The following is a 24064-nucleotide window of genomic DNA, read 5'->3' on the forward strand; positions in this document are numbered from 1 at the left end:
AGGGGGTGGCACCAGCAGCCGCCGCGGATCCGGCTTGGCCGGGCCGCCAGCGGCGCCCCCTCGGGCGGGAGCGGCGAAGCTGCAACGGCGGTGGGTCATGTCGCCCGCTCGAACTCCGCGACCAGCGGCAGGTGGTCCGACATCCGCGCCCAGTTGCTGCCGCGCGGCACGAAGGTCGAGGTGCAGCGCAGGCCGCGGGTGTAGATGCGGTCGAGCGCGAACACCGGGGCGAGCGAGGGGAAGGTCATCGAGCGGCTGCGCGCGGCCGGCTCGCGCGCGGGCGCTTCCGCGCGTTCAAGGCCGTGCCGGCGCAGGGGAGCGTCGAGCCGCTCGCCCCAGTCGTTGAAGTCGCCGGCGACCAGCACCGGCATGTCGCGCCGGCCCGTGCGTTCGAGGTAGTCGCCCAGGCGTTCGACCTGGCGCACGCGGCTGGTGTGGCTCAGGCCGAAGTGGATCACCACCACGTCGACCGTCTCGCCCTGCCACTGCACCGGCACGTGCAGCAGGCCGCGTTGTTCGAAGCGGTGGTCGGAGACGTCGTGGTGGCGCACCTCGCCAAGCGGCCAGCGCGACAGCAGCGCGTTGCCGTGCTCGCCGTCGCGCGTCTTCGCGTTGGTGCGGTAGGCGACCTCGTAGCCGTCGGGCGCGAGAAAGTCCGCCTGCCCTTGCGCAGGCCAGCCGAACGAGGTGCGCTGGAAGCGGCGCGCCTCGCCGTGGTGGAAGTGGCGCACCTCCTGCAGGCAGACGAGATCGGCATCGAGCGCCTCGATCGCGAGGCCGAGGTTGTGGATCTCGAGCCGCTTGCCGGGGCCGACGCCGCGCACGCCCTTGTGGATGTTGTAGGTGGCGACGCGCAGCCGATGGCTGTCGCCTTCGGTCGGCGGCACCGCCGAAGACCGCAGCGGGTTCATGCGCCGGCCGCGAGCCGCTGCGGCAACTGCAGGATGGCCTCGGCATTGCTCGGCGAGAAGCAGCGGTCGGCGGCCTCGCGCCATGGCAGCCACTCGTAGCGCAGATGCTCGCGCGGCGCCAGCACCACCGGCGTGCCGGGCGCGACGGCCAGGCCAAAGACGTGCTCGGTGTTGTGCGTCACGCCGGGAGCGTAACGGTGGCGCCACACCGGATAGATCTCGTAGACGTTCGCCAGGTCCCAGTTCACCAGCTGCGGCTCGGCAAACACGATGCCGGTTTCCTCAAAGACCTCGCGCCGGCAGGTCTCGGTCAGCGGCTCGTCGGGCGCGTCCTTCGAGCCGGTGACGCTCTGCCAGAAGCCGGGGCGGTCGGCGCGCTCGAGCAGCAGGACGTCGAGCGCCGGCGTGTGGATGACGACGAGGACGGATTCGGGGATCTTCGGCGGGCGCACGGCCGGTCCTCGTCGTCGCGCCGATCCTCAGCCCTTCGCTCCCGCCGGATTGCGCAGCCGGATGTGCAGCTCGCGCAGCTGCTTCTCGTCGACCGGGCTCGGCGCATGCGTCAGCAGGTCCTGGGCGCGCTGCGTCTTCGGGAAGGCGATCACGTCGCGGATGCTCTCGGCCCTGGCCATCATCGTGACGATGCGGTCGAGGCCGAAGGCGAGCCCGCCGTGCGGCGGGGCGCCGTACTGCAGCGCGTCGAGCAGGAAGCCGAACTTCTGCTGCGCTTCCTCAGGGCCGATCTTCAGCGCGCTGAACACCTTGCTCTGCACCTCGGCGCGATGGATGCGCACCGAGCCGCCGCCCAGCTCCCAGCCGTTGAGCACCATGTCGTAGGCCTTCGCGATGCACCGGCCGGGGTCGGTGTCCATCAGGTCCTCGTGGCCATCCTTCGGGGCGGTGAAGGGGTGGTGCACCGCCGCCCACCGATCGTTCTCCTCGTCGTGCTCGAACATCGGGAAGTCGGTCACCCACAACGGCGCCCACTTGTCCTCGAACAGGCCGGCGGTCTTGCCGAAGTCGCTGTGCCCGATCTTCACGCGCAAGGCGCCGATCGCGTCGTTCACCACCTTCGCCTTGTCGGCGCCGAAGAACAGCAGGTCGCCGTTGCGCGCGCCGCTGCGCGCCAGCGTCTCGGCGATCGCGGCGTCGTGCAGGTTCTTGACGATCGGGCTCTGCAGGCCCTCGCGGCCCTTGGCCACGTCGTTCACCTTGATCCACGCCAGTCCCTTGGCGCCATAGATCTTGACGAACTCGGTGTAGCCGTCGATGTCGCTGCGGCTGAGGCCTCCCTGCACTTCGCCGCCGCCGGGCACGCGCAGCGCCACCACGCGGCCGCCCTTCGCCTGCGCTGGCGCCGCGAACACCTTGAAGTCGACGTCCTTCATCACGTCGGTCAGCTCGGTGAACTCCATCTTCACGCGCAGGTCCGGCTTGTCGCTGCCGTAGCGGCGCATGGCCTCGGCGTACTTCATCACCGGGTAGCCAGGCAGGTCGACGCCGATCGTGCTGCGGAAGACCGAGCGGATCATCCCTTCGAACATGCCGCGGATCTCTTCCTCGTTCATGAACGAGGTCTCGATGTCGATCTGCGTGAACTCGGGCTGGCGGTCGGCGCGCAGGTCTTCGTCGCGGAAGCACTTGGTGATCTGGTAGTAGCGGTCGAAGCCCGCGACCATCAACAGCTGCTTGAACAGCTGCGGCGACTGCGGCAGCGCGAAGAACATGCCCTCGTTGACGCGGCTCGGCACGAGGTAGTCGCGCGCGCCTTCGGGCGTGCTCTTGGTGAGCATCGGCGTCTCGATGTCGATGAAGCCGTTGGCGTCGAGGAACTTTCGAACCTCCATCGCGACGCGGTAGCGCAGCATCAGGTTCTTCTGCATCGCCGGGCGGCGCAGGTCGAGCACGCGATGCGTGAGCCGCGTGGTCTCGGAGAGGTTGTCGTCGTCGAGCTGGAACGGCGGCGTGACGCTCGGGTTCAGCACCTCGATCTCGTGGCACAGCAGCTCGACCTTGCCCGAGACGAGGTTGGCGTTCTCGGTGCCGGCCGGCCGCGCGCGGACCTTGCCGACGATCTTCAGGCAGAACTCGTTGCGCACGCCTTCGGCGGCCTTGAACATCTCGGCCCGGTCCGGATCGCAGACGACCTGCAGCAGGCCTTCGCGGTCGCGCAGGTCGATGAAGATGACGCCGCCGTGGTCGCGGCGCCGGTGGGCCCAGCCCATCAGGGTGACGGTCTCGCCCATCAGCTTCTCGCTGACGAGGCCGCAGTAGGTGGTTCTCATGAAGGTGGCACTCCGTGGATCGGTGGCTTGCGCGGCGCGCGAGGCGCCGCGTGGAGGTTCGGCTCTGGCGGGCCGCTCGGCCCTGACGGATGAGCGCTTGCCGGAAGCGCTCACCCGGCCAGGTTTCGCACCGGCTCGTTGACGACCCGCGGCAGGTGCAGCGGGGGCGCGACGACACCCATCGAGATGATGTACTTCAGCGCCTCGTCGACGCTCATCTGCAGCGCGATCACGTCGGCGCGCGGCACCATCAGGAAGAAGCCGGAGGTCGGGTTGGGCGTGGTGGGCACGTACAGGCTGAGGTACTCGCCGTGCAGGTGCTCCGCCGCCTCGCCGCCCGGCCGGCCGGTGACGAACGCGATGGTCCAGGAACCCGCGCGCGGGTACTGCACCAGCACCGCTTCGCGAAAGGCGTTGCCGCTGCTGGAGAACAGCGTGTCCGACACCTGCTTCACCGAGCTGTAGATCGACTTGACGATCGGAATGCGGTTGACCAGCCGCCCGCCCTGGGCCAGCGCCCACTGGCCGGCGATGTTGGTCGCGAACACGCCGGTCAGCAGCAGGCCCAGCAGCATCACGATCACGCCGAGGCCAGGGATCTCCTTCAGCTTCTCGAGCGGCTCGGCCGCGGCTGCCGGCAGCACGGCCTGCGAGGCGCTCAGCAGCCAGGCGAACACGCCGTCGAGCAGGCCCAGCACCGAGTGCAGCACCCAGATCGTGATCGCCAGCGGCAGCCACACCAGCAGGCCGGCGATGAGGTATTTCTTCACTTCGGACTTTCGTGCGCGCGTCAGGCAGACGACGAGCCGCCCGCCGGCGGGCTCGGCGCCGGCGCTGGCGCCGGGGCCGGCGAGGCGGCGGGTGCCGCCTTCGACTCGGTCTTGTTTTCGGTCTTGCCGTCGGCCTTCTTCTCGGAGTTCGCCTCGCCGGCAGGCTTGGCGTCGGCCTTCGGGCCGTCTTCGGCCGGCTTGCCCGCCTCGTCGGCCGGCTTGGCCGCGGCCTGGCTGCCGTTGCGGAAGTCGGTGACGTACCAGCCCGAGCCCTTGAGCTGGAAGCCCGCCGCGGTCACCTGCTTGCGGAACGCCTCGGCGCCGCAGGCCGGGCAGGTGGAGAGCACCGGGTCGGAGATCTTCTGCAGCACGTCCTTCGCGTGCCCGCAGGCTTCGCAGCGATAGGCGTAGATCGGCATGGTCTGGCTTCTTCGGACGAAGCCGCGAGTGTAAGTGGCCGACCCCGGCGGGCCGGCGATGCCGGGCCGCCTCAGGCCTGCGCGCCGACCACCTGCTGCGTGCTGCCCTGCCGGTTCCGCAGCGCCTGCGGCGCGAGCGAGCCGACCAGCATGCCGGCCACGGCCGCAAGGAAGCCGGCGAGCTGCGCCGGGAAGGCCTCGCCGACCGGCGTCGCCATGAACAGCACCCAGGTGACGATGCCGAGTGCGATCGAGAAGATCGCCCCCTGCGTCGTCGCGCGGCGCCAGTAAAGGCCGGCCACCAGCGGCACGAAGGCGCCGACCAGCGTGACCTGGTAGGCGCTCGAGACCATGTCGTAGATGGGCGTGCCTTCGGAGGCGATCGCGTAGGCGCAGACGAAGGCGCTGAAGACCAGCACCGCGATGCGCATCGTCATCAGCGATTCGCGGTCGCTCTTCTTCGGCACGAATTGGCGCCAGATGTTCTCGACGAAGGTGACCGAGGGCGCGAGCAGCGTCGCCGAGGCGGTCGACTTCAAGGCTGACAGCAGCGCGCCGAAGAACAGCACCTGCATCACGAACGGCATCTGCGTGAGCACCAGCGTGGGCAGCACCTTCTGCGGGTCCTCTTCGATCAGCGCGGCCGCCTGCTCCGGCATGATGATCAGCGCGCTGACGACGAGGAACATCGGCACGAAGGCGAAGCCGATGTAGGCGAGCCCGCCGATCACCGGCCCCTTGGTCGCGGCGCCCACGCTGTTGGCCGACATCACCCGCTGGAAGACGTCCTGCTGCGGGATCGAGCCGAACATCATCGTCATCGCCGCGGCGATGAAGAAGGCGATCTGCGTGAAGCTGGGCTCGGGCAGGAAGTTGAACAGCTCCTTGCTCGATGCGAGTGCGATCACCTTGTCGGCGCCGCCGGCGAGATCGGCCGCGAACACCGCGATCGCCGACAGCCCGACCACGAGGATGATCATCTGCACGAAGTCGGTCACCGCCACCGACCACATGCCGCCGAACAGCGTGTAGGCCAGGATCGACAGCGTGCCGATCACCATGCCCAGCGGGATGCTGATCGCGCCGTTCGACAGCAGGTTGAACACGAGCCCGAGCGCGGTGACCTGCGCGGACACCCAGCCGAGGTAGCTCAGGATGATGATCAGCGAGCACACGATCTCGATGCCGCGGCCGTAGCGCTCGCGGTAGTAGTCGCTGATCGTCAGCAGGCTCATCTTGTGGAGCTTGGCCGCGAAGAACAGGCCGACGAGGATCAGGCAGGTGCCGGCGCCGAACGGATCCTCGACGACGCCGTTCAAGCCGCCCTGCACGAACTTCGCCGGGATGCCGAGCACCGTCTCGGAGCCGAACCACGTCGCGAAGGTGGTGGTGACGATCATCACCAGCGGCAGGTGGCGACCGGCGATCGCATAGTCGGCCGAGGTCTTCACGCGCTTCGCGGCCCATAGGCCGACCGCGATGGTGACGAGCAGGTAGACGACGACGAGGGTCAAGAGCATGGCGGCGGGCTCCGGGCGAAAGGCGCGTCAGAAATGCGCGGCGAGTATCTCTTGAGGCCGTCGGCGCGAGCCGCCGCGGACCGCCGGTATAGCGCCGGCCGCCGGGGTGCTCAGGACGGCAGGAGCTGCCACGCCACCAGCGCACTGAGCAGCGCCAGCACGCCGATGGCCGCGACCGCCGCCAGCTTCAGCAGCCGCACCGCGCGGCGTTGCTCCACCAGCAGCGCGCGCAGCACCTCGCCCTGCTCGTGCGCGACGCGCCCGGAGGCGGTGGCCGCGAGCGCATCGTGCAGCAGGCGCGGCAGCTCGGGCATCAGCTTCGCGTAGCGCGGCGCCTCGTCGCGCAGCCGCTCGACCAGGCCGCGCCAGCCGACCTGCTCGTCCATCCAGCGTTCGAGGAAGGGCTTGGCGGTCGACCACAGGTCGAGCTCCGGGTCGAGCTGGCGTCCGAGCCCCTCGATGTTGAGCAGCGTCTTCTGCAGCAGCACAAGTTGCGGCTGGATCTCGACGTTGAAGCGGCGCGAGGTCTGGAAGAGCCGCAGCAGCACCTGGCCGAGCGAGATCTCCTTCAGCGGCCGGTCGAAGTAGGGCTCGCACACCGAGCGGATCGCGCCTTCGAGCTCGTCGACCCGCGTGCCCTTCGGCACCCAGCCGCTTTCGACGTGGAGCTCCGCGACGCGCTTGTAGTCGCGCCGGAAGAAGGCGATGAAGTTCTGCGCGAGGTAGTCCTTGTCGCTTTCGGCCAGCGTGCCGATGATCCCGAAGTCGAGCGCGATGTAGCGGCCGAAGCTCGCGGGATCGAGGCTCACCTGGATGTTCCCCGGGTGCATGTCGGCGTGGAAGAAGCCGTCGCGGAACACCTGCGTGAAGAAGATCGTGACGCCGTCGCGCGCGAGTTTCTTGAAGTCGACGCCGGCCGCGCGCAGCCGTTCGACCTGCCCGATCGGCACGCCGTGCATCCGCTCCATCACGATCACGCCGGGCGTGCACAGGTCCCAGAACATCTCGGGAATCATCACGAGGCCAAGCTGCGCCATGTTGCGGCGCAGCTGGGCCGCGCTGGCCGCTTCGCGCACGAGGTCGAGCTCGTTGTGCAGGTGCTTGTCGAATTCGGCGACGACCTCGCGGGGCCGCAGCCGCCGGCCGTCGGCCGACACCCGCTCGACCCAGCCGGCCAGCGTGCGCATCAGCGCGAGATCCGACTCGATCACGCCCAGCATGCCCGGGCGCAGCACCTTCACCGCGACCTCCCGGCCCCCGTGCAGCACACCGAAGTGCACTTGGGCGATCGAGGCGCTCGCGACAGGCTCGCGATCGAAGCTCGCGAAAACCGCCTCGATGGGCCGGCCGAAAGCCGCCTCGATCAGGCCCACGGATTGCCCTGCCGGGAAAGGGGGTACTTTGTCTTGCAAACGAGCCAACTCGTCGGCGATGTCCATGGGCAGCAGGTCGCGCCTCGTGGACAGCACCTGTCCGAACTTCACGAAGATCGGGCCGAGCCGTTCCAATGCCTCGCGCAGCCGCTGGCCGGGCGGTGCGTCGAGCCGGCGGCCGAAGCGCACGATGCGCGCGGCGATGCGCAGCCGCCGCGGCACGAAGCTGGAGATCAGGAGCTCGTCGAGCCCGTAGCGCAGCGCGGTGAAGGCGATGAAGCCCAGCCGCAGCAGATGCCTCATCGTGGGGCCGCGGCGCCCGCGTCGGGTGCGCCCGGCTCCCGACGGCGGCGCGCGGCGGCCGCCAGGCCTTTCATCGCGACGACGGCAGCGCCGGCGGCCGTCGCGATCCAGCGCGCCGGCACGTCGCCGATCACCCGCGCAAGATCATGCTCGGCGTCCCAGCGCAGGTGCTCGGCAAGCCAGGCGATGTCGGCCGCGAGCGCGGTATCGCCCTGCACCTGCGTCTGCGGCCGCGCCGCTTCGGCCAGCATGCGCGCGGCCGCGAGCGGCGCGGGCAGGTCGACCGTGATCGTCAGCGCGTCGGCGGCGGCACCTTCGTGGGCGACCGGCAGCGCTTCGAACAAGCCGGCCGGCGTCACGGCGAGCCGCAGCGCGGGCGGCTTCGGCCACGGCCCCGGCCGCGTGAGCCAGTCGATCCGCAGCGTCTTGCCCGCATGAACGACGAGCCGCTGAGAAGCTGCTTCGTCGCCCCGCAGCACATGATTCAGCGCGAGGATCGCGCGGTCGATGAACGGGGGCCAGAACGACGCTTCGAGCGTCGCCCCCAGCGAGGCCGCGAGGGAGTCCAACATCGCGAAGATTCTAGGGGGGCGCCGCGTGCAATCCCGCACAAGCGCCGGTCGGCGCGGACGAGTGTCCCTTTACCCCGGGGTGGGGGGTCCTCGGCTTTGTCGCCAGAATTCGCGGCCTGATGGACATGCTGTCTTCCTCGACCGAGCGCGCCGGCCCGTCGCGCGGCGCCACCGCCTTGCCGCCCATCCGCATGCTTGAGGACCGTCCCGTCCAGAGAACCTTCGACAACGCGCCGCAATCGGTGACGGCCTTCGTCGCGGCGTTGCTCGAGCCGACGCTGACGGTCGCCTGCTTCCTGCTCGTGACGCTGGGCCACGGCGAGCCGATCGTGCGCTCGTCGGTGACGCTGTGCCTGCTGGTCTTCGCGCTGACCTTTCCCGGCCGCAACCGCTTCCGCGACAGCCGGTTGAAGTCGGCGATCGACATCCTGATGTCGTGGGCGAGCCTGCTGTTCATCCTCGCGCTGTGCGGCTACGCGACGCGCAGCCTTCACTTCTTCCGCCAGGACGTGCTGATCCTGTGGGGCGTGCTGACGCCGGTGTCGCAATGGGTCGCGGTGCTGATCGGCAAGCTCATCCTGGAGCACCAGGCCGCGCTCGCGCACAACCGCAGCTCGGCGATCATCGTCGGCGCCGGCCCGCTGGGCGTGAAGGTGGCGAAGGCGCTGCAGGGGCGCGGGGATCAGACGGTCGACGTGGCCGGCTTCTTCGACGACCGCACCGACGATCGCGTCGAGGCCGAGGCCAGCCCGAACCGGCTCGGCACGCTGGCCGACGTCGCGCCCTTCATCACCCGCCACGGCATCCGCGAGGTCTACATCACGCTGCCGCTCGGCTTGCAGCCGCGCATCGTGCAGTTGCTGGAGTCGCTGCAAGGCACGACGGCCTCGCTGTTCTTCGTGCCCGACGTCTTCGGCATCAGCATCATCCAGGGCCGGCTGCAGGATCTGAACGGCGTGCCGGTGGTGGGCATCTGCGAGACGCCGTTCACCGGCACGAACGAGCTGCTGAAGCGGCTCTCCGACATCGTGCTTGCGTCGATCATCCTGGTGCTGATCTCGCCGCTGCTCGCGGCGATCGCCATCGGCGTCAGGCTCAGTTCGCCGGGGCCGGTGATCTTCCGGCAGAAGCGCAACGGGCTCGACGGCGAGGAGATCACCGTCTACAAGTTCCGCTCGATGCGCACCACCGACAACGGCCCGGTTGTCAAGCAGGCCACGAAGGACGATCCGCGCGTCACGCCCTTCGGCGCCTTCATCCGCAGGACCTCGCTCGACGAGCTGCCGCAGTTCGTCAACGTGCTGCAAGGGCGCATGAGCATCGTGGGGCCGCGCCCGCATGCGGTCGCGCACAACCAGATGTACCGCGAGCTGATCAAGGCCTACATGGTGCGGCACAAGGTCAAGCCCGGCATCACGGGCTGGGCGCAGGTGAACGGGCTGCGCGGCGAAACCGATACGATCGACAAGATGCGTGCGCGCGTCGAGTACGACCTCGAGTACCTGCGCAACTGGTCGCTCGGCCTCGATCTGCAGATCATCTTCCGCACCGTGCGGCTGGTGATCTTCGATCGGCATGCGTTCTGAAGTCCTCGCTCACCGACCCAACTCCAAAGGAGACGCCATGAAGCGCCCTGACACGCTCTCGATCCGCATCGCCGGCCGCCGCATCGGGCTGCTGCCCTGCCTGTTCGCGGCCGGCGCCCTCGTCGCCGGCGCTTCGGCGCAGGCCCAGTCGAGCCCCTACTCGCTGCTGATCGGGCAACGCTTCGGCGTCGACTCCAACATCTTTCGCGTGTCGAACAACGAGCAGCGCGACTACTACTCGCTGACCTCGGTGACGGTCGGGCTCGATCAGCCGATCAGCCGCCAGCGCCTCTACGCGAGCGCCACCGCCGACTACACCGCTTGGAAGGGCAACGACCAGCTCAACGGCCCGGGCTACAACGTGCTGGCCGGGCTCGGCTGGGAGGTCGGCTCGCGCCTGACCGGCGACGTGCGCTTCAACCTGCGCCAGGCGCAGGCCAACCCGGCGGACTACGGCGCGCTGTCGGGCATCGCGAGCCAGAAGAACCGCGAGCGCTCGGGAACCTTCGACTTCCGCGGCGCCTACGGCGGCATCGGGCTGCTGGCGATCGAGACGCTCTACAACCACACCAACATCGACTACTCGAACGACGCCTTCGCGACGCGCGAGCGCAAGAGCGACACCCTCGGCGCCGGCCTGCGCGTGCGCCAGACGCCCGATTTGAACTACGGCTTCATGTGGCGCGAGACGCGCGGCGAATACCCGCGCGGCGTCGTCGTGCCGGGCGGCTTCCTGCGCGACGAATACGACCGCCGCGACATCGACCTGAGCGCCGGTCTGCGCCTGAGCGAGCTCACCGCCTTCTCCGGCCGCGTCAGCTACACGAAGGAAGACCACGACCAGATCGCCGCACGCAGCTTCAGCGGCGTGACCGGCGAGATCGCCGCCGTCTACCGCCCCACTGGCAAGCTCGAACTGGGCGCGAGCCTGTCGCGCGACACCGGCTCGGGGAACCAGAGTTCGCAGCTGGCCGCGATGACTGGCGCCGGCACGACCGGCAGCACGGGCGGCACCCCGACCGGCACCGCGACCGGCACGCCGGGCATCGTCACCGGCGGCACCGGCCTGACCGGCGGCACGACGAGCGGCACCACCGGCACCGGAACCGGCACCTCGGGCTACCTCACCGACGCCCGCGTGTCCGACCGCATTCGCGTGAGCGCGCAGTGGGACGCGACCGCCAAGGTCCGCGTCAACACCGCCCTTACCTACGCGCGCGAGCGCTACGACACGCTGTTCGTCACCGGCACGACCGGCAGCTTCGGGCAGGAAAAGGGCAGCACCCGCGCCGCGATGCTCGGCGCGCGCTACGAGTTCTCGCGCGCGATCAGCTTCGAGTGCGGCGTCGGCTACGAATCGCGGGACGCCGGCGCGCTGGTCAACGACTACGACGCGACCACCGGCTACTGCGGCGCGGCCTTGCTGCTGCAGTAGGCGCTTCAAGGGCCGCGCCTCGGCGCGGCCTCATCCACCCCTCCTCTTCACCGTCGCCATGAGTGCTTCCGCCGTAACCCTGCCGATCGACCACCACGACGGATTCACCATGGACCCGGCCGAAGCGCGCGGCCTCGGCCAGCTGCTGGCCGACGACTACGCGAAGGCCGACCCCTTCCCGCACATCGTCATCGACGACTTCCTGCCACCCGAGCTGATCCGCAAGATCTTCGAGCACTTCCCGCGCGAGAAGCTCGACAGCGACACCGTCTTCGAGCTCGGCTACGGCGGCCACCACAAGCGCCAGGTGATGCCGGAGGACTGCGACGGCTTCGTGCGCGGCTTCTTCCACTTCATGAATTCGCGGCCGATGCTGCAGTTCCTCGAAGGGCTCACCGGCATCGACGCGCTGATTCCCGACCCCTACTTCACCGGCGGCGGCTTCCACGAGACCTCACGCGGCGGCAAGCTGGGCATCCATGCGGACTTCCGCATCCACGAGCAGCTGAACCTGCAGCGGCGGATGAACCTGCTGATCTACCTAAACGAGGACTGGGACGACGCCTGGAAGGGCCAGCTCGAGCTGTGGGACAAGGGCATGAAGGAATGCCGCGCGCGCGTCTCGCCGCAATGGAACCGCTGCGTCGTCTTCAGCACCGACGCCGACACCTGGCACGGCCACCCCGACGAATTGCAGACGCCCGACCACGTGAAGCGCCGCTCGATCGCGCTGTACTACTACACCGCGAGCAAGAACATCTATCGCGAGGTGCCGAGCCTGTCGACCATGTACCAGGCGCGGCCCGAGGACGACATCTCGATCCGTCGCGAAGCGCGCAGCTTCCGCGCCGAGCAGTACCTGCGCGACTGGGCGCCGCCGATCATGGTGCGGGCGGTGCACAAGCTCGGCCGCATCCCGGGCAAGCTCCGCCGCAGTTTCGGCAGCTTCGGCGGCGCGGGCAACTGAGCCGCACGGCGCGGCGCGGTCGGGCCACGCGATGAGCGCGATCGAGCTCGCCTGGAGCGCCATCACCGCGCTCGCGGCGGTGCCTGCGCTGGTGCTGCTGGTGCAGGTGCTCGCGTCGATCGGCGCTCGCGCGGCGCTCGGCGGCAGCCGCGACGATCCTGCGCCGCGCCCGCGCATCGCGGTGCTGATGCCGGCCCACAACGAACAAGCCGGCATCGCCGCGACGCTCGCCAGCATCACACCGCAGCTGCGCCCGGGCGACCGGCTGCTGGTCGTCGCCGACAACTGCAGCGACGACACCGCGGCGATCGCCCGCGCGGCCGGCGCCGAAGTCAGCGAGCGCCACGACACGCAACGCCGCGGCAAGGGCTATGCGCTCGATCACGGCGTGCGGCATCTCCAGGCCGATGCGCCGGAGATCGTCGTGATGCTCGACGCCGACTGCATCGCGCACCCCGGCTGCATCGACGCGCTGGTGCGTGCCTGCAGCACGACGGGTCGCCCCGCGCAGTCGCTGTACCTGATGGAAGCGCCGCCCGGCGCGGGCCTGAAGCTGCGCGCCGCGCAGTTCGCCTGGCGGGTGAAGAACCAGGTGCGCGCGCTCGGCCTCTGGCAGCTCGGCGGGCCTTGTCAGCTGATGGGCACCGGCATGGCCTTCCTGTGGACGGCGATCCGCGAGGCACCGCTCGCGAGCGGGCATCTGGTCGAGGACATGCAGCTCGGCGTGGACCTCGCGCTCGCCGGCACGCCCCCGCGCTTCGAGCCGCGCGCGCTCGTCACCAGCCGCTTCCCCGACACCGAGGCCGGCGCCGCCGCCCAGCGCAAGCGCTGGGAGCACGGTCACCTGACGACGCTGCTCGGCGTCGGCCCCCGCCTGCTGCTGGCCGGCCTGCTGCGCGGCCGCTTCGGGGTCGCGGCGCTCGCGCTCGATCTGATGGTGCCGCCGCTCGCCTTGCTGCTGCTCGCGCATCTCGGGCTCGCCGCGGTGAATCTCGTCGCCTTGCCGATCGCGGGCTGGATGCTGCCGCTCGCGCTCAGCCTGGGCGCGCTGCTTGCTCTGGTTGCCGCCGTGCTGCTTGCCTGGCGGTTTCACGGGCGCGACCTGCTCAGCGCCGCCGAACTCGGCAGCGCGCCCGTCTACGTCCTTCGCAAGCTGCCGATCTACTCGGCCTTCCTGTTCCGCCGCCAATCGCAGTGGGTGAGAGCCAAACGTGAGAATGAATGAGCTGCCGGAAGACTCGATGCACGAGCCTTCGCTCGTGGTGCATCGCGTCGGCCGCGCGCCCTTGGACCTGGGCCGCCCGCTGCACTGCGTGTTCGGCCTGGTGTTCGATGCGGTGACGATCGACGAAGCGCTGGCCCGGCTGCGCCGCGCGGTCGAACGGCGGGAGCGCTGCTTCCTCTCGACGCCTAACCTCAACTTCGCGATTGCCGCGCAGCACGACGCGGCTTTTCGCGATTCGGTGCTGCGCAGCGACCTGAGCGTCGTCGATGGCGCGACGCTGCTGCGCTTCGCGCGCATGCTGCGCGTGCCGCTGCCCGAGCGCGTCGCCGGCTCCGACCTCTTCGAGCGCCTCCAGTCCGACCCGCTCGACGGCCGCGCGCCGATCAAGGTGTACTTCTTCGGCGGCCCGCCGGGCATCGCCGAGCGCGCGGCCGGCAAGCTCAACGCTGCCGACGGCGGGATGCGCTGCGTCGGCTTCGCGTCGCCGGGCTTCGGCAGCGTGCAGGAGATGAGCGACGCGAGGACGATCGAGCGCATCAATGCGAGCGGCGCCGATTTCGTCGTCGTCGCGCTCGGCGCGAAGAAGGGCCAGGCGTGGATCGAGCTGAACCGCGAACGGCTGCAGGCGCCACTGGTGAGCCACCTCGGCGCAGTCGTCAACTTCGTCGCCGGCAGCGTGCAGCGGGCGCCGCGCTGGGTGCAGACGACCGGCTTCGAATGGCTGTGGCGCATCAAGGAAGAGCCGGCGCTGTGGCGCCGCTACTTCGACGACGCGCTCGCGCTGCTGCGCTTTTCGATGACGCAGGTGCTGCCCTCGATGGCGAACCGGCTGCGCTCGGGTCGCGTCGAGCGCGCGAGCCGCATCGAGCCGCACCGCCGCGACGCCGTGCTGCGGCTCGCGCTGCACGGCTGCTTCACCGGCGAGGCGCTGCCCGCGCTGCGCCGCGCGATCGCCGAGGGGCTGCAGGCGGGCCTCGCGGTCGAACTCGATCTGCGGCCGACGACCGCGATCGACAGCGGCTTCCTCGCGCTCGCGCTGATGCTCGACGCCTGGCAGGACGAGGCCCGTGCGGTCGTCCCCGGCAGCATGACCGCACCCGCGCTGCAACGCACCGCGCATCGCTTCGGCGCGATGTCGCTGCTCGAAGACCGCGCGCTTTGATCGACCCAGCCCGGTGCGGCTTCGCCGCTCCCCTGCAACGGGGCGTCGCTGGCGGCCCGGCGGAGCCGGATCCGCGGCGGCCGCCGCCCGCGGACGGTGCGCTTCGGCCGATGGCTACTTGTATTCGATCAGGCCGCCGCGCCGCTTGAGCAGCGCGAGCCGCGCATAGCGCAAGGCGCCCTGCGCTTCGGGAAACTTGCCGAGCACGAGGAACAGCGCCCGCGCGCCGCGCGCCTCGCCGCCGCGCAGCGCCAGCCGCGCGACCTGCAGCGGGTAGGCGAGCAGCGGCAGCAGCCCCATCCATCCGAACGCCGCGACGCCCACCATCGCCGCGAGCGGTGGCCCAAGGCTCCATGCCAGCGCGCTCTTCAGCGGCTTGACCCAGTGCCGCTCCGGCGGCGCGCCGTGCAGCCGCGCGCCTTCCGCGTAGGCGTAGCCGGCGCGCGTGCTGCGGCGCCACCATTGGCCGAAGCGCGTCATGGCGGCGTCGTGCAGGGTCATCTCGGCGGCCACGCAACGGATCTGCCAGCCGCGCTGGCGCAGGCGGATGCACAGCTCGGGTTCTTCGCCGGCGATCAGGTCGTCGCGGTAGCCGCCCACTTGCGCCAGTGCCTCGGCGCGGAACATCACGTCGCCGCCGCAGGCCTTCACCAGGCCCGGCGGGATCGTCCATTCGATGTCGCACAGCCGGTTGTAGATCGACGCCTGCGGAAAGCGCTCGCGCCGCCGGCCCAGCACCGCGGCGAGCGTCGGCTCGGCGTCGAGCGCGGCCCGCGCCGTGTCGAGCCAGCCGGCGGCGACTTCGCAATCGCCGTCGACCATCTGGATGAAGCGCACGCCCGGCAGCTTCTCGCGCACCCGCGCGACGCCCGCGTTGCGCGCGCGCGCGGCGGTGAAGGGCTGGCGCATGTCGAGCTCGACGACATCGGCGCCCAGCACGCGCGCCGCCTCGACCGAGCCGTCGGTCGAACCCGAATCGACATAGACGAGGCAGCCGACGCGCCCCTGCACCGAAGCGAGGCAGCGCCGCAGCCGCTCGCCTTCGTTGCGGCCGATCGCGACCAGCGCCAGTTCGCCGAGGCTCATGCGCGGCGCGCGCGCACCTGCCGCGCCAGGGCCGCGACGCAGCCAGGGCCGGCGTCGACCTCGGTCGCCTCGACCGCGAGCACGCCGTCCGGCGTCGGGATCGTCACGCGCGTCCATTGGGGCGCGGGCGCATCGCCCGGGTCGAGCCGTCCGCCGTCGAAGCTGCCCGCGGCGATGCTCAGGCCGCTGCCGATCGCCTTCAGGCAGGCCTCCTTGCGCGCCCAGATGCGCAGGAACAGGCGGTCGCGCTGCCGTGATCCAGCGGCAGCCAGCGCCTCGGCCTCGCGGCGGCAGAAATGCTGCGCGGCCAGCTCGGCGGCATCGTCGATCGGCCGCAGCAGCTCAAGATCGACGCCGATCTCGCCGCCCGGCGCAACCGCGATCAACGCGACATCGCCGCTGTCGCTCAGGTTGAAGGCCGGCGCGTCGGCGGGGCCGGCGAGCCGCGGCTTGCCCTGCGCGCCGAAGTCGAAGCGCAGCGCGGCCGGGTCAGCGTCGAGCGGCGCGGCCAGCAGCCGGCGCAAGGCGACATGCGCGGCGCGGTAGCGCTGCTTCGAGGCGTCGAAGGCGAAGCGTTCGGCACGCGCGCGCTCGTGCTCGTCGAGCAGCGCGAGGTCGTCGCGCGACAGCGGCTGCGCCAGATCGATGCGCCACAGCTCGAAGCCCGCCGGCGCGGCGAGCGGCATGCAGGCGGCCGGCGGCGCCGCCGCGGCAGCCGGCTTCATCGCCCGCGCGCCGGCGCGCCGGCCGCGGTCAATGCCGCGTTCCCCGGCAGGCCTCCGTGCAGCAGCGCGCTGTGCGAGACGAAGTCGGCGGCCAAGCGCGGCGGGTCGGTGTCGGGCTTGCGCTGCAGCGCGCGGCGCGCGCGCCAGCTCAAGTGCGCGACCAGCCAGGCCGCGTCGACCAGCATCGCGTAGGCACGGCCGTGGTTCTTGACGAAGTAGCGGCGCCTGGACTCGAACCAGTACGCCGGCATGCGCTTCTTCATCACCTTCTCGCCGGTGACGCCGGTGCTGGCGCCGGCGATGTGCATCACGCGGCTCGCCGGCACGTACCAGCTTTGCCAGCCGGCGCGATGCGCCTGGAGGAAGAAGTCGGTCTCCTCGTAATAGAGGAAGTAGCCCTCGTCCATCAGCCCGATCGCATCGAACACCTCGCGGCGCACCATCATGCTGGCGCCGGGCATCCAGTCGACGGCGACCGGCCGGTCGCCCATCGGCCGCAGCACCGAGCGCGAGCGCAGCAACCTCGACAGCGGCCCGAAGCGCGCGCCGCCCTCGAATTCGCTCCACACCGTCGGGAAGCGGAAGGCATAGGGCCAGGCCGAGCCGTCGTCGTTCTCGAGCGCGCTGCCGACGATGCCGACTTCCGCATGCGCCTCGGCGAAATCGACCAGCGCGCCAAGCGCCCCGGGATCGACCCGCGTGTCGGGGTTCAGCATCCAGAACCAGGCCGGTGGCTCGGGCTCGGCGAGCGCCGCGCGCACCGCGAGGTTGTTGCCGTAGGCGAAGCCGCCGTTCACCGCGGACGGCAGCACGCCGGCCCAGGCCGACCAGCCGCGCTCGCCGATCGCCTGGGCGATCGCTTCGGCCGAGCCGTCGCCCGAGGCGTTGTCCACGACGACCACCCGCGTGCCGGGCCGCTGCGCGACCTCGTCGGCCAGCGAGGCGAGGCAGTCGATCGCGAGTTTCGCGGTGCGGTAGTTGACGATGACCACGCGCACGTCGCGGTTCGCGCGCGTCGCAGCCGGCCCTTCGCGACGCGCGCTCGCGCCGTCCTGCACGTCTCGACGTGCGCTCATCCCTTCCATCTTCGGCATCAGTCGATCGTCGCGGCGTCGCGGGTGCGCTGCTCGGCCGGCAACGAAGGCTTGCCCGGCAGCAGCGGCACCGCCTTCGCCAGCGCACGCTCGAGATGCGCGCGCATCTGCTCGGCGAGCACCGTCACGTTGCTTCCCTGCAGCATGCTCGAGTGGCCGCCGGGAATGTCGACCGCCTCGATGAAGCCGTCGACGCGCGCGCCCCAGCCGAGCAGCGGGTCGGAGAACTTCTCGACATAGGGCGCGTCGGCCGCCGAGCCGTCGCCCTTCATCGCGCGGTAGACCACCACCTCGCCACCGCTGAAGCGGCCTTGCGGCTGATGCTCGAGGTGCGCGTGTTCGTAGAGCTTCAGGTAGCTGATCTCGGCTTCGTCGGCCGCCGAGTCGCCGGCCTCGCCCGCATGGCGCAAGGCCTTCACCTTGTTCGCGTTGTTCATGCGTTCCAGCCGCGCCTGCATCTCGTAGCGCACCAGGTTGTGCGTCTTGCGCAGCATCGTCGGCACCGCCTTGCCCAGGCGCGCCAGCGCCGAGTCGCCCTCGTCGCCCAGCGAGCCGAGGAAGCGCTGCAAGCGCTGCTGCGCGACGTGGAAGCGACGTTCCTCGGCATGCACGTCGGCCGCATCGATGATGCCGACGTAGAGCGTGCGCTCGCCAGCCTCCTGCAGCTGGCGCGCCATCTCAAACGCGATCACGCCGCCCGCGCACAGTCCCGTCAGCAAGTAGGGGCCGTGCGGCTGGACCTTGCGGATCTGTTCGATGTGCGAGGCCGCCCAGTCGGCGATGCGCGTCTGCACGAAGCTGCCGTCGGGCCGCATCTCGGGCTGCAGGCCGTAGACCGGGTGGCCCTCCTGCAACTGCAGCGCGAGCGTGCGGTACAGCAGCGTCTCGCCGTTGCCGTCGTGCACGAAGTAGATCGGCAGCTTGTCGCCGCCCGGCCGGATCGGGATCAGCGTGCGGCTTCGCGTCGCGCCGGCCGGCGCCGCGACGATGGCCTTGCCGTCGCCGGCTTCGCCGGTGGCCGTCGCCGCGCCCGGCGGCTCGATCAGCGCGGCCAGCGTCTCGACCGTCGGCGCTTCGAGCAGCGCCGTCAGCGCGAGCGGCTTGCCGGTCTTCTTCTTGAGCTTGTTGATCACCTGCACCGCGAGCAGCGAATGGCCGCCGAGGTCGAAGAAGTTGTCGGCCGCGCCGACGCGCTCGACCCCCAGCAGCTCGCCCCACAGCTGCGCGATCAGCTTCTCGGTCGGGGTGGTCGGCGCCTTCCAGTTCGCCGCGGCCTCGCCGCTCGGCGCCGCGCTCGCCTCGGCCTGCTGCGGCTTGCTCAGCTGCGCGAGGAAAGCCTCCAGATCGACCGGCGACACCGCGACCTGCGGCCCCTCGCCCCAGGCGAGCACGCGCTCCAGCACCTCGGCGCCTTCGGCGGTGCGCAGGCCGTCGCGCAGGCCGGCGACGAGCATCTGGTTCGCGATCGCCTTCGGCTTGGCCGCGGCCGGGGCGGCCTCGGCGCCGCTGTTCGAACCGCGCGCCAGCAGCGCCTTGTCGCGCACCCGGATCATCGTGAAGTCGGCGATGTCGACGACGACGCGGCCCTGGTCGTCCTGGATCGTCACGTCGTAGACGGCCAGGTCGTCGGTCGCGTCCTCGTCGCGCTTCAGGCGCACGTGGCTGGAAAGCTTCGCGGTCAGCGGCCCGTAGACCTTCAGGCTGCCGTAGGAGGCCGGCACGTAGAAGTGCTCGCCCTCGTCGAAGCCGGGAATCAGCGCCTGCGCGCCGGCGGTCGCCATGTCCATCAGCGACGGGTGCAGCGGGAAGTCGGCGAGATCCGCGCTGAAGGCGGCCGGCAACTCGAGCGAGATCAGCGCCTCGCCATCGCCGTAGTCAACCCGCCGCATGTTCGACCAGCGGGGGCCGAACAGCAGGTGCGCCTGGTGCTCGAAGCCGTCGAAGCTCTTCGAGCGCTTCGTGCAGCGCGCGGCGATCGTCGCCGCGGCCTCGGCCTTCGGCGCCGCGCCGTCGATCGCCACGACGCTGCCGCGCACGTTCTCCGTCCACGGTTGAGCGGGCGGCTGGCCCTGCGCATCGACCGTGCGGCTGACCACGCTGAACGCGAACTCGCCGGCACCCGAAGGGTCGTGCGAACGCAGCCGCACCCGCAAGTCCTTCTCTTCGCCGGCACGCACCGCGAACGGCGCGAGGAAGGTCACGTCGCGCAGCTCGACGGCGCCCGGCGTGCCGTTCACGCTCACGCTCGGCCGCGTGAACGCGGTGCGCACGATCTCGAGGTAGCCGGTGCCCGGGATCAGCGCCTCGCCGCCGAGGATCTGGTGCTCCTCCAGCAGCCAGTGCGTGCGGCGCGAATAGCGCTGCGCGTAGACGCGCTCCCCGGGGGTGTCGAGCAGACAGCGATCGACCAGCGGGTGGCCGATCGTCGTCGCGTTCGACTCGTCGAGCTCGTCGCCCGCCAGGCCGAGCTGGTGCGCGAGTTCGGCCGCCATGCCGACCTCCGCCCACTGGCTCCAGTCGATCGCGACGGTGTAGCTCGCGTCGCGCAAGTGGCGCTCTTGCGCGTAGGCGTCGAGGAAGGCGTTCGCGGCGGCGTAGTCCACCTGCCCGGCCAGGCCGGCGAAGGCGCTGATCGACGAAAACAGCACGGTGAAGTCGAGCGGCTGCTTCGCGTCGGCGAAGGCCTCCTCGAGCGCCAGCGTGCCGAGCAGCTTCGGCGCGAGCACGCCGGCCGCGGTGGAGGCTTCCTTCATCAGCGCGACGCCGTCGGCCAGCACGCCCGCGGTGTGCAGCACGCCGTGCACGGTGCCGAAGCGCGCGCGCGCCTGGCGCACCGCGGCCTTCATCTGCGCCGCGTCGGCGACGTCCGCCGCGCAGACGAGCACCTCGGCGCCAAGGTTCTCGAGCGCCATCACCTGGCGGATGCGGCGCGCGGTGGCCGGGTCGCTCGCGGCCTGCGCGAGCTTCGAAGGCCACTGCGCCCGCTCGGGCAGGCCCTTGCGGCCGATCAGCACCAGCTTCGCCTTGACCCGCTTCGCCAGGTGCTCGGCGATCGCGAGACCGACGCCGCCCAGGCCGCCGGTGATCAGGTAGACGCCGTGGGTGCGCCACAGCGGCAGCTGCGCATCGCTCACCGCGGCGATCGGCGCCGGCTCGATCGCTTGCGTCCAGCGCTGGCCGGCGCGGTAGGCGAGCACGTCCTCGTTCGACGGCGTGGCGATCTCGCGCAGCAGCGCGTCGAGCAGCAGCGCTTCCTGGCGCGAGCCGGGCGCGGGCGCATCGATGTCGATGCTGGTGCAGCGCAGGTTGGGGAACTCCTTCGGCAGCACCTTGACCGGGCCGAGCAGCGTCGCCTTCGACGGCACGAGATCGGTCTCGCCGGCGACGCGCTGCAAATGGTCGCTGAGCACGACGAGGTGCAGGTCCTCGCTCAGGTCCTCGCGGCCGATGGCCTGCGCCAGACGCAGCAGGCTGTAGAAGCCGAGCTCTTGCATCTCCTTCGCGGCGGCGAGCGTCGCGGGCGGGCGGTTCGCGCCGGTCAGCGTCCAGGCGTGAACGATGCGCGAGGGCGCGCGGCCGTCGGCCACGAGCGCGGCGATCAGCTTGTCGTAGTCGCTCGCGACCGCGGGGTTGATGGTGTAGCGGCCGGCCTCCTCGCGCCGGTAGGTCTTGCCCACGCGCACCAGCGTGGGCGGCTGGCCTTCGTCGCGCAGCCGCTCGACGAGGCGGGCGGTGAAGGCGGAGCCGTCGGCGAAGACGAGCGTGTGCCGCTTCGCGGCCTCGGCCGGATCGGGCCGCGCGATCACCGACGCGCTGCGCTTCCACACCGGCTGGTAGAACCAGCTGTCGAGATCCTTGCGCTTGTGCAGCGAGCGGTCGGCCGCGGCGACGACGCCGGCGCCCTGGCCCGGCTCGACCCAGTGGCGCTGGTGGTCGAAGCGGTAGGTCGGCAGCGCGACGCGCAGGCGCTTTTCGCTGCCCTTGAACTTGTCCCAGTCGATGCCCGCGTTCAGCGCCCAGAGCCGGCCGAGCGCGGTGAGGACGTAGGCCTGGTCGTCGACGGCCTCGTCCGGATGCCGCATCGAACTGAGCACCGGCTGCTGCGCGGCACGCGCCGGATGCTGGCGGGCCAGGCTCGCCATCGTGCGGCCGGGGCCGACTTCGAGCAGCACGCGCGTGTCGTCCTTCAGCAGCTCCTGCAGGCCGTCGGCAAAACGCACGGTGTGGCGCAGGTGGCGCACCCAGTACTGCGGGTCGGTGGCTTCGGCCGGCGTGATCCAGGTGCCCGAGAGGTTGGAGACGAAGGGCCGCACCGGCGCGCTCATCTTCACCCGCTGGAAGAAGGCGCCGAACTCCGCGAGGATCGGCTCGAGCATCGACGAGTGGGCCGCGACGTTGATGCGCACCCGCGCGGCTTCCACGTCCTGCTCGGCAAGCTTCGCCTGCAAGGCCTCGATCGCCGCGACCGGCCCGCCGGCCACCGTCATCTTCGGGCCGTTGATCACCGAGATCGACAGCTCGCCCGAGACCTCGGCCATCAGCGGCAGCAACTGCGCCTCGCCCATCGGCACGCTGAGCATCGCGCCTTCGGGCAGCGTCTCGAACAGCCGGCCGCGCAGCTCGACGATCGTCAGCGCGTCGGCCAGGCTGAACACGCCGGCCAGATGCGCCGCGGTGTACTCGCCCATGCTGTGGCCGATCATCCCGGCGGGCTCGACGCCCCAGCTCATCAACAGCCTGGCCTGCGCGTACTGGATGGTCAGCAGCGCCGGCAGCGCGAGCGAGGGCCGCGCGAGCTGCTCGGCGGCGACCAGCTCCTGGCCCGGGGCGGGAAACAGCACCGGGCGGATGTCGGTCTTGACCTGCGTCAGCAGGATCTGCAGGCACTCGTCGACCGCGGCCTTGAAGACCGGCTCGCTGCGGTACAGGTCGAGGCCCATGTTGGCGTGCTGCGCGCCGCCGCCGGCGAACATGAAGGCGACGGCTCGCGGCGTGCCTTCGAGCGCGGCCTCGGTGTGCACGCGCACCGGCTCCTTCGGCGCCGGCACGTGGGTGAGCGCGGCGATCGCGTCGGCGCCGTCGTCATCGCCGCGCACGGCGACCACGCGGCGCAGCTTCATCGCCTGGCGGCCGACGCGCAGCGTGTGGGCGACATCGGCGAGGTTCAGGCCCGGATTCGACTTGAGGTGATCGACGAGTGCCGCGGTGTTCGCATCGAGCGCCGTCTGCGTCTTCGCCGACAGCTGCAGCAACTGCCACGGCCGCGACGGCCCCGAGGCACCGCGCCTCGGCGCTTCTTCCAGCACGATGTGCGCGTTCGTCCCGCCGACGCCCAGCGAGCTCACGCCCGCGCGCCGCGGCACGCCGGCCGGCGGCGTCCACGGCTTGAGCGCGTGGTTGACGACGAAGGGGCTCTTGTCGAAATCGCACGCCGGGTTCGGCGACTTGAAGTGCAGCGTCGGCGGCAGCTCCCTGTGCTGCATCGCGAGCGCGACCTTGATGAAGCTCGCGACGCCGGCCGCGGTGTCGGTGTGGCCGATGTTGGACTTGACCGAGCCGATGCCGCAGTAGCCCGTCGCGTCGCTGGTCTGGCGGAAGGCCTGCGTCAGCGCGGCGATCTCGATCGGGTCGCCCACGGGCGTGCCGGTGCCGTGCGCCTCGACGTAGGTGACGCTGTCGGCCGGCACGTCCGCAAGCGTGAGTGCTTCGGCGATCGCCTGCGCCTGGCCGTCGACGCTGGGCGCGAGGTAGCTGACCTTGCCCGAGCCGTCGTTGTTGATCGCCGAGCCCTTGATGACCGCGTGGATGTGATCGCCATCGGCGAGCGCGTCGGCCAGCCGGCGCAGCACGACGACGCCGCAGCCGCTGCCGAACACCGTGCCTTGCGAATCGGCATCGAAGGCGTGGCAGTGGCCGTCGGGCGAGAGGATCTCGCCCTCCTGATATAGGTAGCCGTGGCGGTGCGGCATCTCGATCGTCACGCCGCCGGCGAGCGCCATGTCGCATTCGCGGTTCAGCAGGCTCTGCACGCCGGTGTGGATCGCGACCAGCGAGGTCGAGCAGGCGGTCTGGACGTTGACGCTCGGGCCCTTGAGGTTGAGCAGGTAGGAGACGCGGGTGGTGAGGAAGTCCTTGTCGTTGCCGGTGTGGCGCACGAGGAAAAAGCCGACCGCCTTCATCAGCTTCGGGTTCGTCATCAGGTTCAGCGGCATGTAGGCGTTGTGCCCCGAGCCGCCGAAGACGCCGATCGAGCCCTTGAAGCTTTCGGGCGTGTGCCCCGCGTTCTCCAGCGCTTCCCACGAGCACTCGAGGAAGTGCCGGTGCTGCGGATCCATGATCGACGCTTCGCGCGCGTTGAAGCCGAAGAAGCCGGCGTCGAACTGCTCCATGTCGGGCATCACCGCGCCGACCTTGACGTAGTTCGCATCGGCCAGCAGCGCCGGATCGACGCCCGCGGCGAGCAATTCGTCGTCGGTGAAGGTGGTGAGCGACTCGATGCCGTTGCGCAGGTTGTGCCAGTACTCGGCGAGGTTGCGTGCCCCTGCAAAACGCCCGGCCATGCCGACGACGGCGATGTCGGTGTCGAAGCCGGGGTTGTCGTTCGGGTCGTCGGTCATGCTGCTCACTTGGT

General features: G+C 70.7%; 17 protein-coding genes. 5 read left to right on the forward strand and 12 right to left on the reverse strand.

Annotated features, from left to right (window positions below):
• Window positions 1-95 precede the first annotated feature (95 nt).
• From VFR90_RS09005 to VFR90_RS09040, 8 genes are all read right to left on the reverse strand, one after another.
• Window positions 96-911 (reverse strand): endonuclease/exonuclease/phosphatase family protein, encoded by an 816-nt coding sequence (locus VFR90_RS09005; RefSeq protein WP_326405779.1) that lies wholly within the window; start codon window positions 909-911, stop codon window positions 96-98.
• Complete coding sequence (nudB, locus tag VFR90_RS09010) at window positions 908-1363, reverse strand: dihydroneopterin triphosphate diphosphatase (RefSeq protein ID WP_326405780.1); 456 nt, start codon at window positions 1361-1363, stop codon at window positions 908-910. Before nudB ends, VFR90_RS09005 begins: the two co-directional genes overlap by 4 nt.
• A 27-nt stretch (window positions 1364-1390) precedes the next feature.
• Window positions 1391-3196: an aspartate--tRNA ligase gene (gene aspS / locus VFR90_RS09015; protein WP_326405781.1), complete on the reverse strand. Its 1806-nt coding sequence runs from the start codon at window positions 3194-3196 to the stop codon at window positions 1391-1393.
• A 110-nt stretch (window positions 3197-3306) separates the two neighbouring features.
• On the reverse strand, window positions 3307-3966 hold the full coding sequence (locus VFR90_RS09020) for a DUF502 domain-containing protein (RefSeq protein WP_326405782.1): 660 nt from the start codon (window positions 3964-3966) through the stop codon (window positions 3307-3309).
• Between the two features lie 20 nt (window positions 3967-3986).
• Entirely contained in the window at window positions 3987-4385 is a 399-nt protein-coding gene (locus VFR90_RS09025) for an FmdB family zinc ribbon protein (RefSeq protein WP_326405783.1), read from the reverse strand.
• Between the two features lie 71 nt (window positions 4386-4456).
• Entirely contained in the window at window positions 4457-5905 is a 1449-nt protein-coding gene (locus tag VFR90_RS09030) for a high affinity choline transporter 1 (RefSeq protein WP_326405784.1), read from the reverse strand.
• 110 nt (window positions 5906-6015) lie between these two features.
• On the reverse strand, window positions 6016-7581 hold the full coding sequence (gene ubiB, locus VFR90_RS09035; protein ID WP_326405785.1) for a ubiquinone biosynthesis regulatory protein kinase UbiB: 1566 nt from the start codon (window positions 7579-7581) through the stop codon (window positions 6016-6018).
• A complete protein-coding gene (locus tag VFR90_RS09040; RefSeq protein WP_326405786.1) occupies window positions 7578-8153 on the reverse strand; it encodes a hypothetical protein in 576 nt (191 codons plus the stop codon). Before VFR90_RS09040 ends, ubiB begins: the two co-directional genes overlap by 4 nt.
• Window positions 8154-8272: 119 nt before the next feature.
• Between VFR90_RS09040 and VFR90_RS09045 the strand changes: the two genes are divergently transcribed.
• Genes VFR90_RS09045 through VFR90_RS09065 form a run of 5 tightly spaced genes read left to right on the forward strand, consistent with a single transcriptional unit; the run spans window position 8273 to window position 14528 of the window.
• Window positions 8273-9739 (forward strand): undecaprenyl-phosphate glucose phosphotransferase, encoded by a 1467-nt coding sequence (locus tag VFR90_RS09045; RefSeq protein WP_326405787.1) that lies wholly within the window; start codon window positions 8273-8275, stop codon window positions 9737-9739.
• A gap of 37 nt (window positions 9740-9776) precedes the next feature.
• Window positions 9777-11174, forward strand: coding sequence for a hypothetical protein (locus VFR90_RS09050; RefSeq protein ID WP_326405788.1), 1398 nt, complete (start codon window positions 9777-9779; stop codon window positions 11172-11174).
• A gap of 58 nt (window positions 11175-11232) precedes the next feature.
• Window positions 11233-12141: a 2OG-Fe(II) oxygenase gene (locus VFR90_RS09055; protein ID WP_326405790.1), complete on the forward strand. Its 909-nt coding sequence runs from the start codon at window positions 11233-11235 to the stop codon at window positions 12139-12141.
• A gap of 31 nt (window positions 12142-12172) precedes the next feature.
• Window positions 12173-13366, forward strand: a complete 1194-nt coding sequence (locus VFR90_RS09060) for a glycosyltransferase family 2 protein (RefSeq protein WP_326405791.1) — start codon at window positions 12173-12175, stop codon at window positions 13364-13366.
• 16 nt (window positions 13367-13382) lie between these two features.
• Window positions 13383-14528 (forward strand): WecB/TagA/CpsF family glycosyltransferase, encoded by a 1146-nt coding sequence (locus VFR90_RS09065; protein ID WP_326405793.1) that lies wholly within the window; start codon window positions 13383-13385, stop codon window positions 14526-14528.
• A 114-nt stretch (window positions 14529-14642) separates the two neighbouring features.
• Here VFR90_RS09065 and VFR90_RS09070 read toward each other — a convergent pair whose 3' ends face one another.
• Genes VFR90_RS09070 through VFR90_RS09085 form a run of 4 tightly spaced genes read right to left on the reverse strand, consistent with a single transcriptional unit; the run spans window position 14643 to window position 24050 of the window.
• Window positions 14643-15614, reverse strand: coding sequence for a glycosyltransferase family 2 protein (locus VFR90_RS09070; RefSeq protein WP_326405794.1), 972 nt, complete (start codon window positions 15612-15614; stop codon window positions 14643-14645).
• A complete protein-coding gene (locus VFR90_RS09075) occupies window positions 15611-16339 on the reverse strand; it encodes a 4'-phosphopantetheinyl transferase family protein (protein ID WP_326405795.1) in 729 nt (242 codons plus the stop codon). The genes VFR90_RS09070 and VFR90_RS09075 overlap by 4 nt, the downstream gene beginning before the upstream one ends.
• Entirely contained in the window at window positions 16336-17415 is a 1080-nt protein-coding gene (locus VFR90_RS09080) for a glycosyltransferase family 2 protein (RefSeq protein ID WP_326405796.1), read from the reverse strand. The genes VFR90_RS09075 and VFR90_RS09080 overlap by 4 nt, the downstream gene beginning before the upstream one ends.
• A 17-nt stretch (window positions 17416-17432) precedes the next feature.
• Complete coding sequence (locus VFR90_RS09085; RefSeq protein WP_326405797.1) at window positions 17433-24050, reverse strand: SDR family NAD(P)-dependent oxidoreductase; 6618 nt, start codon at window positions 24048-24050, stop codon at window positions 17433-17435.
• Between the last annotated feature and the right edge of the window lie 14 nt (window positions 24051-24064).

Origin of the sequence: Methylibium sp., from assembly GCF_035762065.1 — a bacterium.
Lineage (GTDB): Bacteria > Pseudomonadota > Gammaproteobacteria > Burkholderiales > Burkholderiaceae_C > Methylibium.

Coding starts and splice junctions, on each gene's coding strand:
- VFR90_RS09045 (WP_326405787.1), top strand. CDS start 8,273: ATGGACATGCTGTCTTCCTCGACCGAGCGCGCCGGCCCGTCGCGCGGC.
- VFR90_RS09030 (WP_326405784.1), bottom strand. CDS start 5,905: ATGCTCTTGACCCTCGTCGTCGTCTACCTGCTCGTCACCATCGCGGTC.
- VFR90_RS09065 (WP_326405793.1), top strand. CDS start 13,383: ATGCACGAGCCTTCGCTCGTGGTGCATCGCGTCGGCCGCGCGCCCTTG.
- VFR90_RS09040 (WP_326405786.1), bottom strand. CDS start 8,153: ATGTTGGACTCCCTCGCGGCCTCGCTGGGGGCGACGCTCGAAGCGTCG.
- VFR90_RS09075 (WP_326405795.1), bottom strand. CDS start 16,339: ATGAAGCCGGCTGCCGCGGCGGCGCCGCCGGCCGCCTGCATGCCGCTC.
- VFR90_RS09005 (WP_326405779.1), bottom strand. CDS start 911: ATGAACCCGCTGCGGTCTTCGGCGGTGCCGCCGACCGAAGGCGACAGC.
- VFR90_RS09070 (WP_326405794.1), bottom strand. CDS start 15,614: ATGAGCCTCGGCGAACTGGCGCTGGTCGCGATCGGCCGCAACGAAGGC.
- VFR90_RS09080 (WP_326405796.1), bottom strand. CDS start 17,415: ATGAGCGCACGTCGAGACGTGCAGGACGGCGCGAGCGCGCGTCGCGAA.
- VFR90_RS09060 (WP_326405791.1), top strand. CDS start 12,173: ATGAGCGCGATCGAGCTCGCCTGGAGCGCCATCACCGCGCTCGCGGCG.
- VFR90_RS09050 (WP_326405788.1), top strand. CDS start 9,777: ATGAAGCGCCCTGACACGCTCTCGATCCGCATCGCCGGCCGCCGCATC.
- VFR90_RS09055 (WP_326405790.1), top strand. CDS start 11,233: ATGAGTGCTTCCGCCGTAACCCTGCCGATCGACCACCACGACGGATTC.
- VFR90_RS09085 (WP_326405797.1), bottom strand. CDS start 24,050: ATGACCGACGACCCGAACGACAACCCCGGCTTCGACACCGACATCGCC.
- aspS (WP_326405781.1), bottom strand. CDS start 3,196: ATGAGAACCACCTACTGCGGCCTCGTCAGCGAGAAGCTGATGGGCGAG.
- ubiB (WP_326405785.1), bottom strand. CDS start 7,581: ATGAGGCATCTGCTGCGGCTGGGCTTCATCGCCTTCACCGCGCTGCGC.
- VFR90_RS09025 (WP_326405783.1), bottom strand. CDS start 4,385: ATGCCGATCTACGCCTATCGCTGCGAAGCCTGCGGGCACGCGAAGGAC.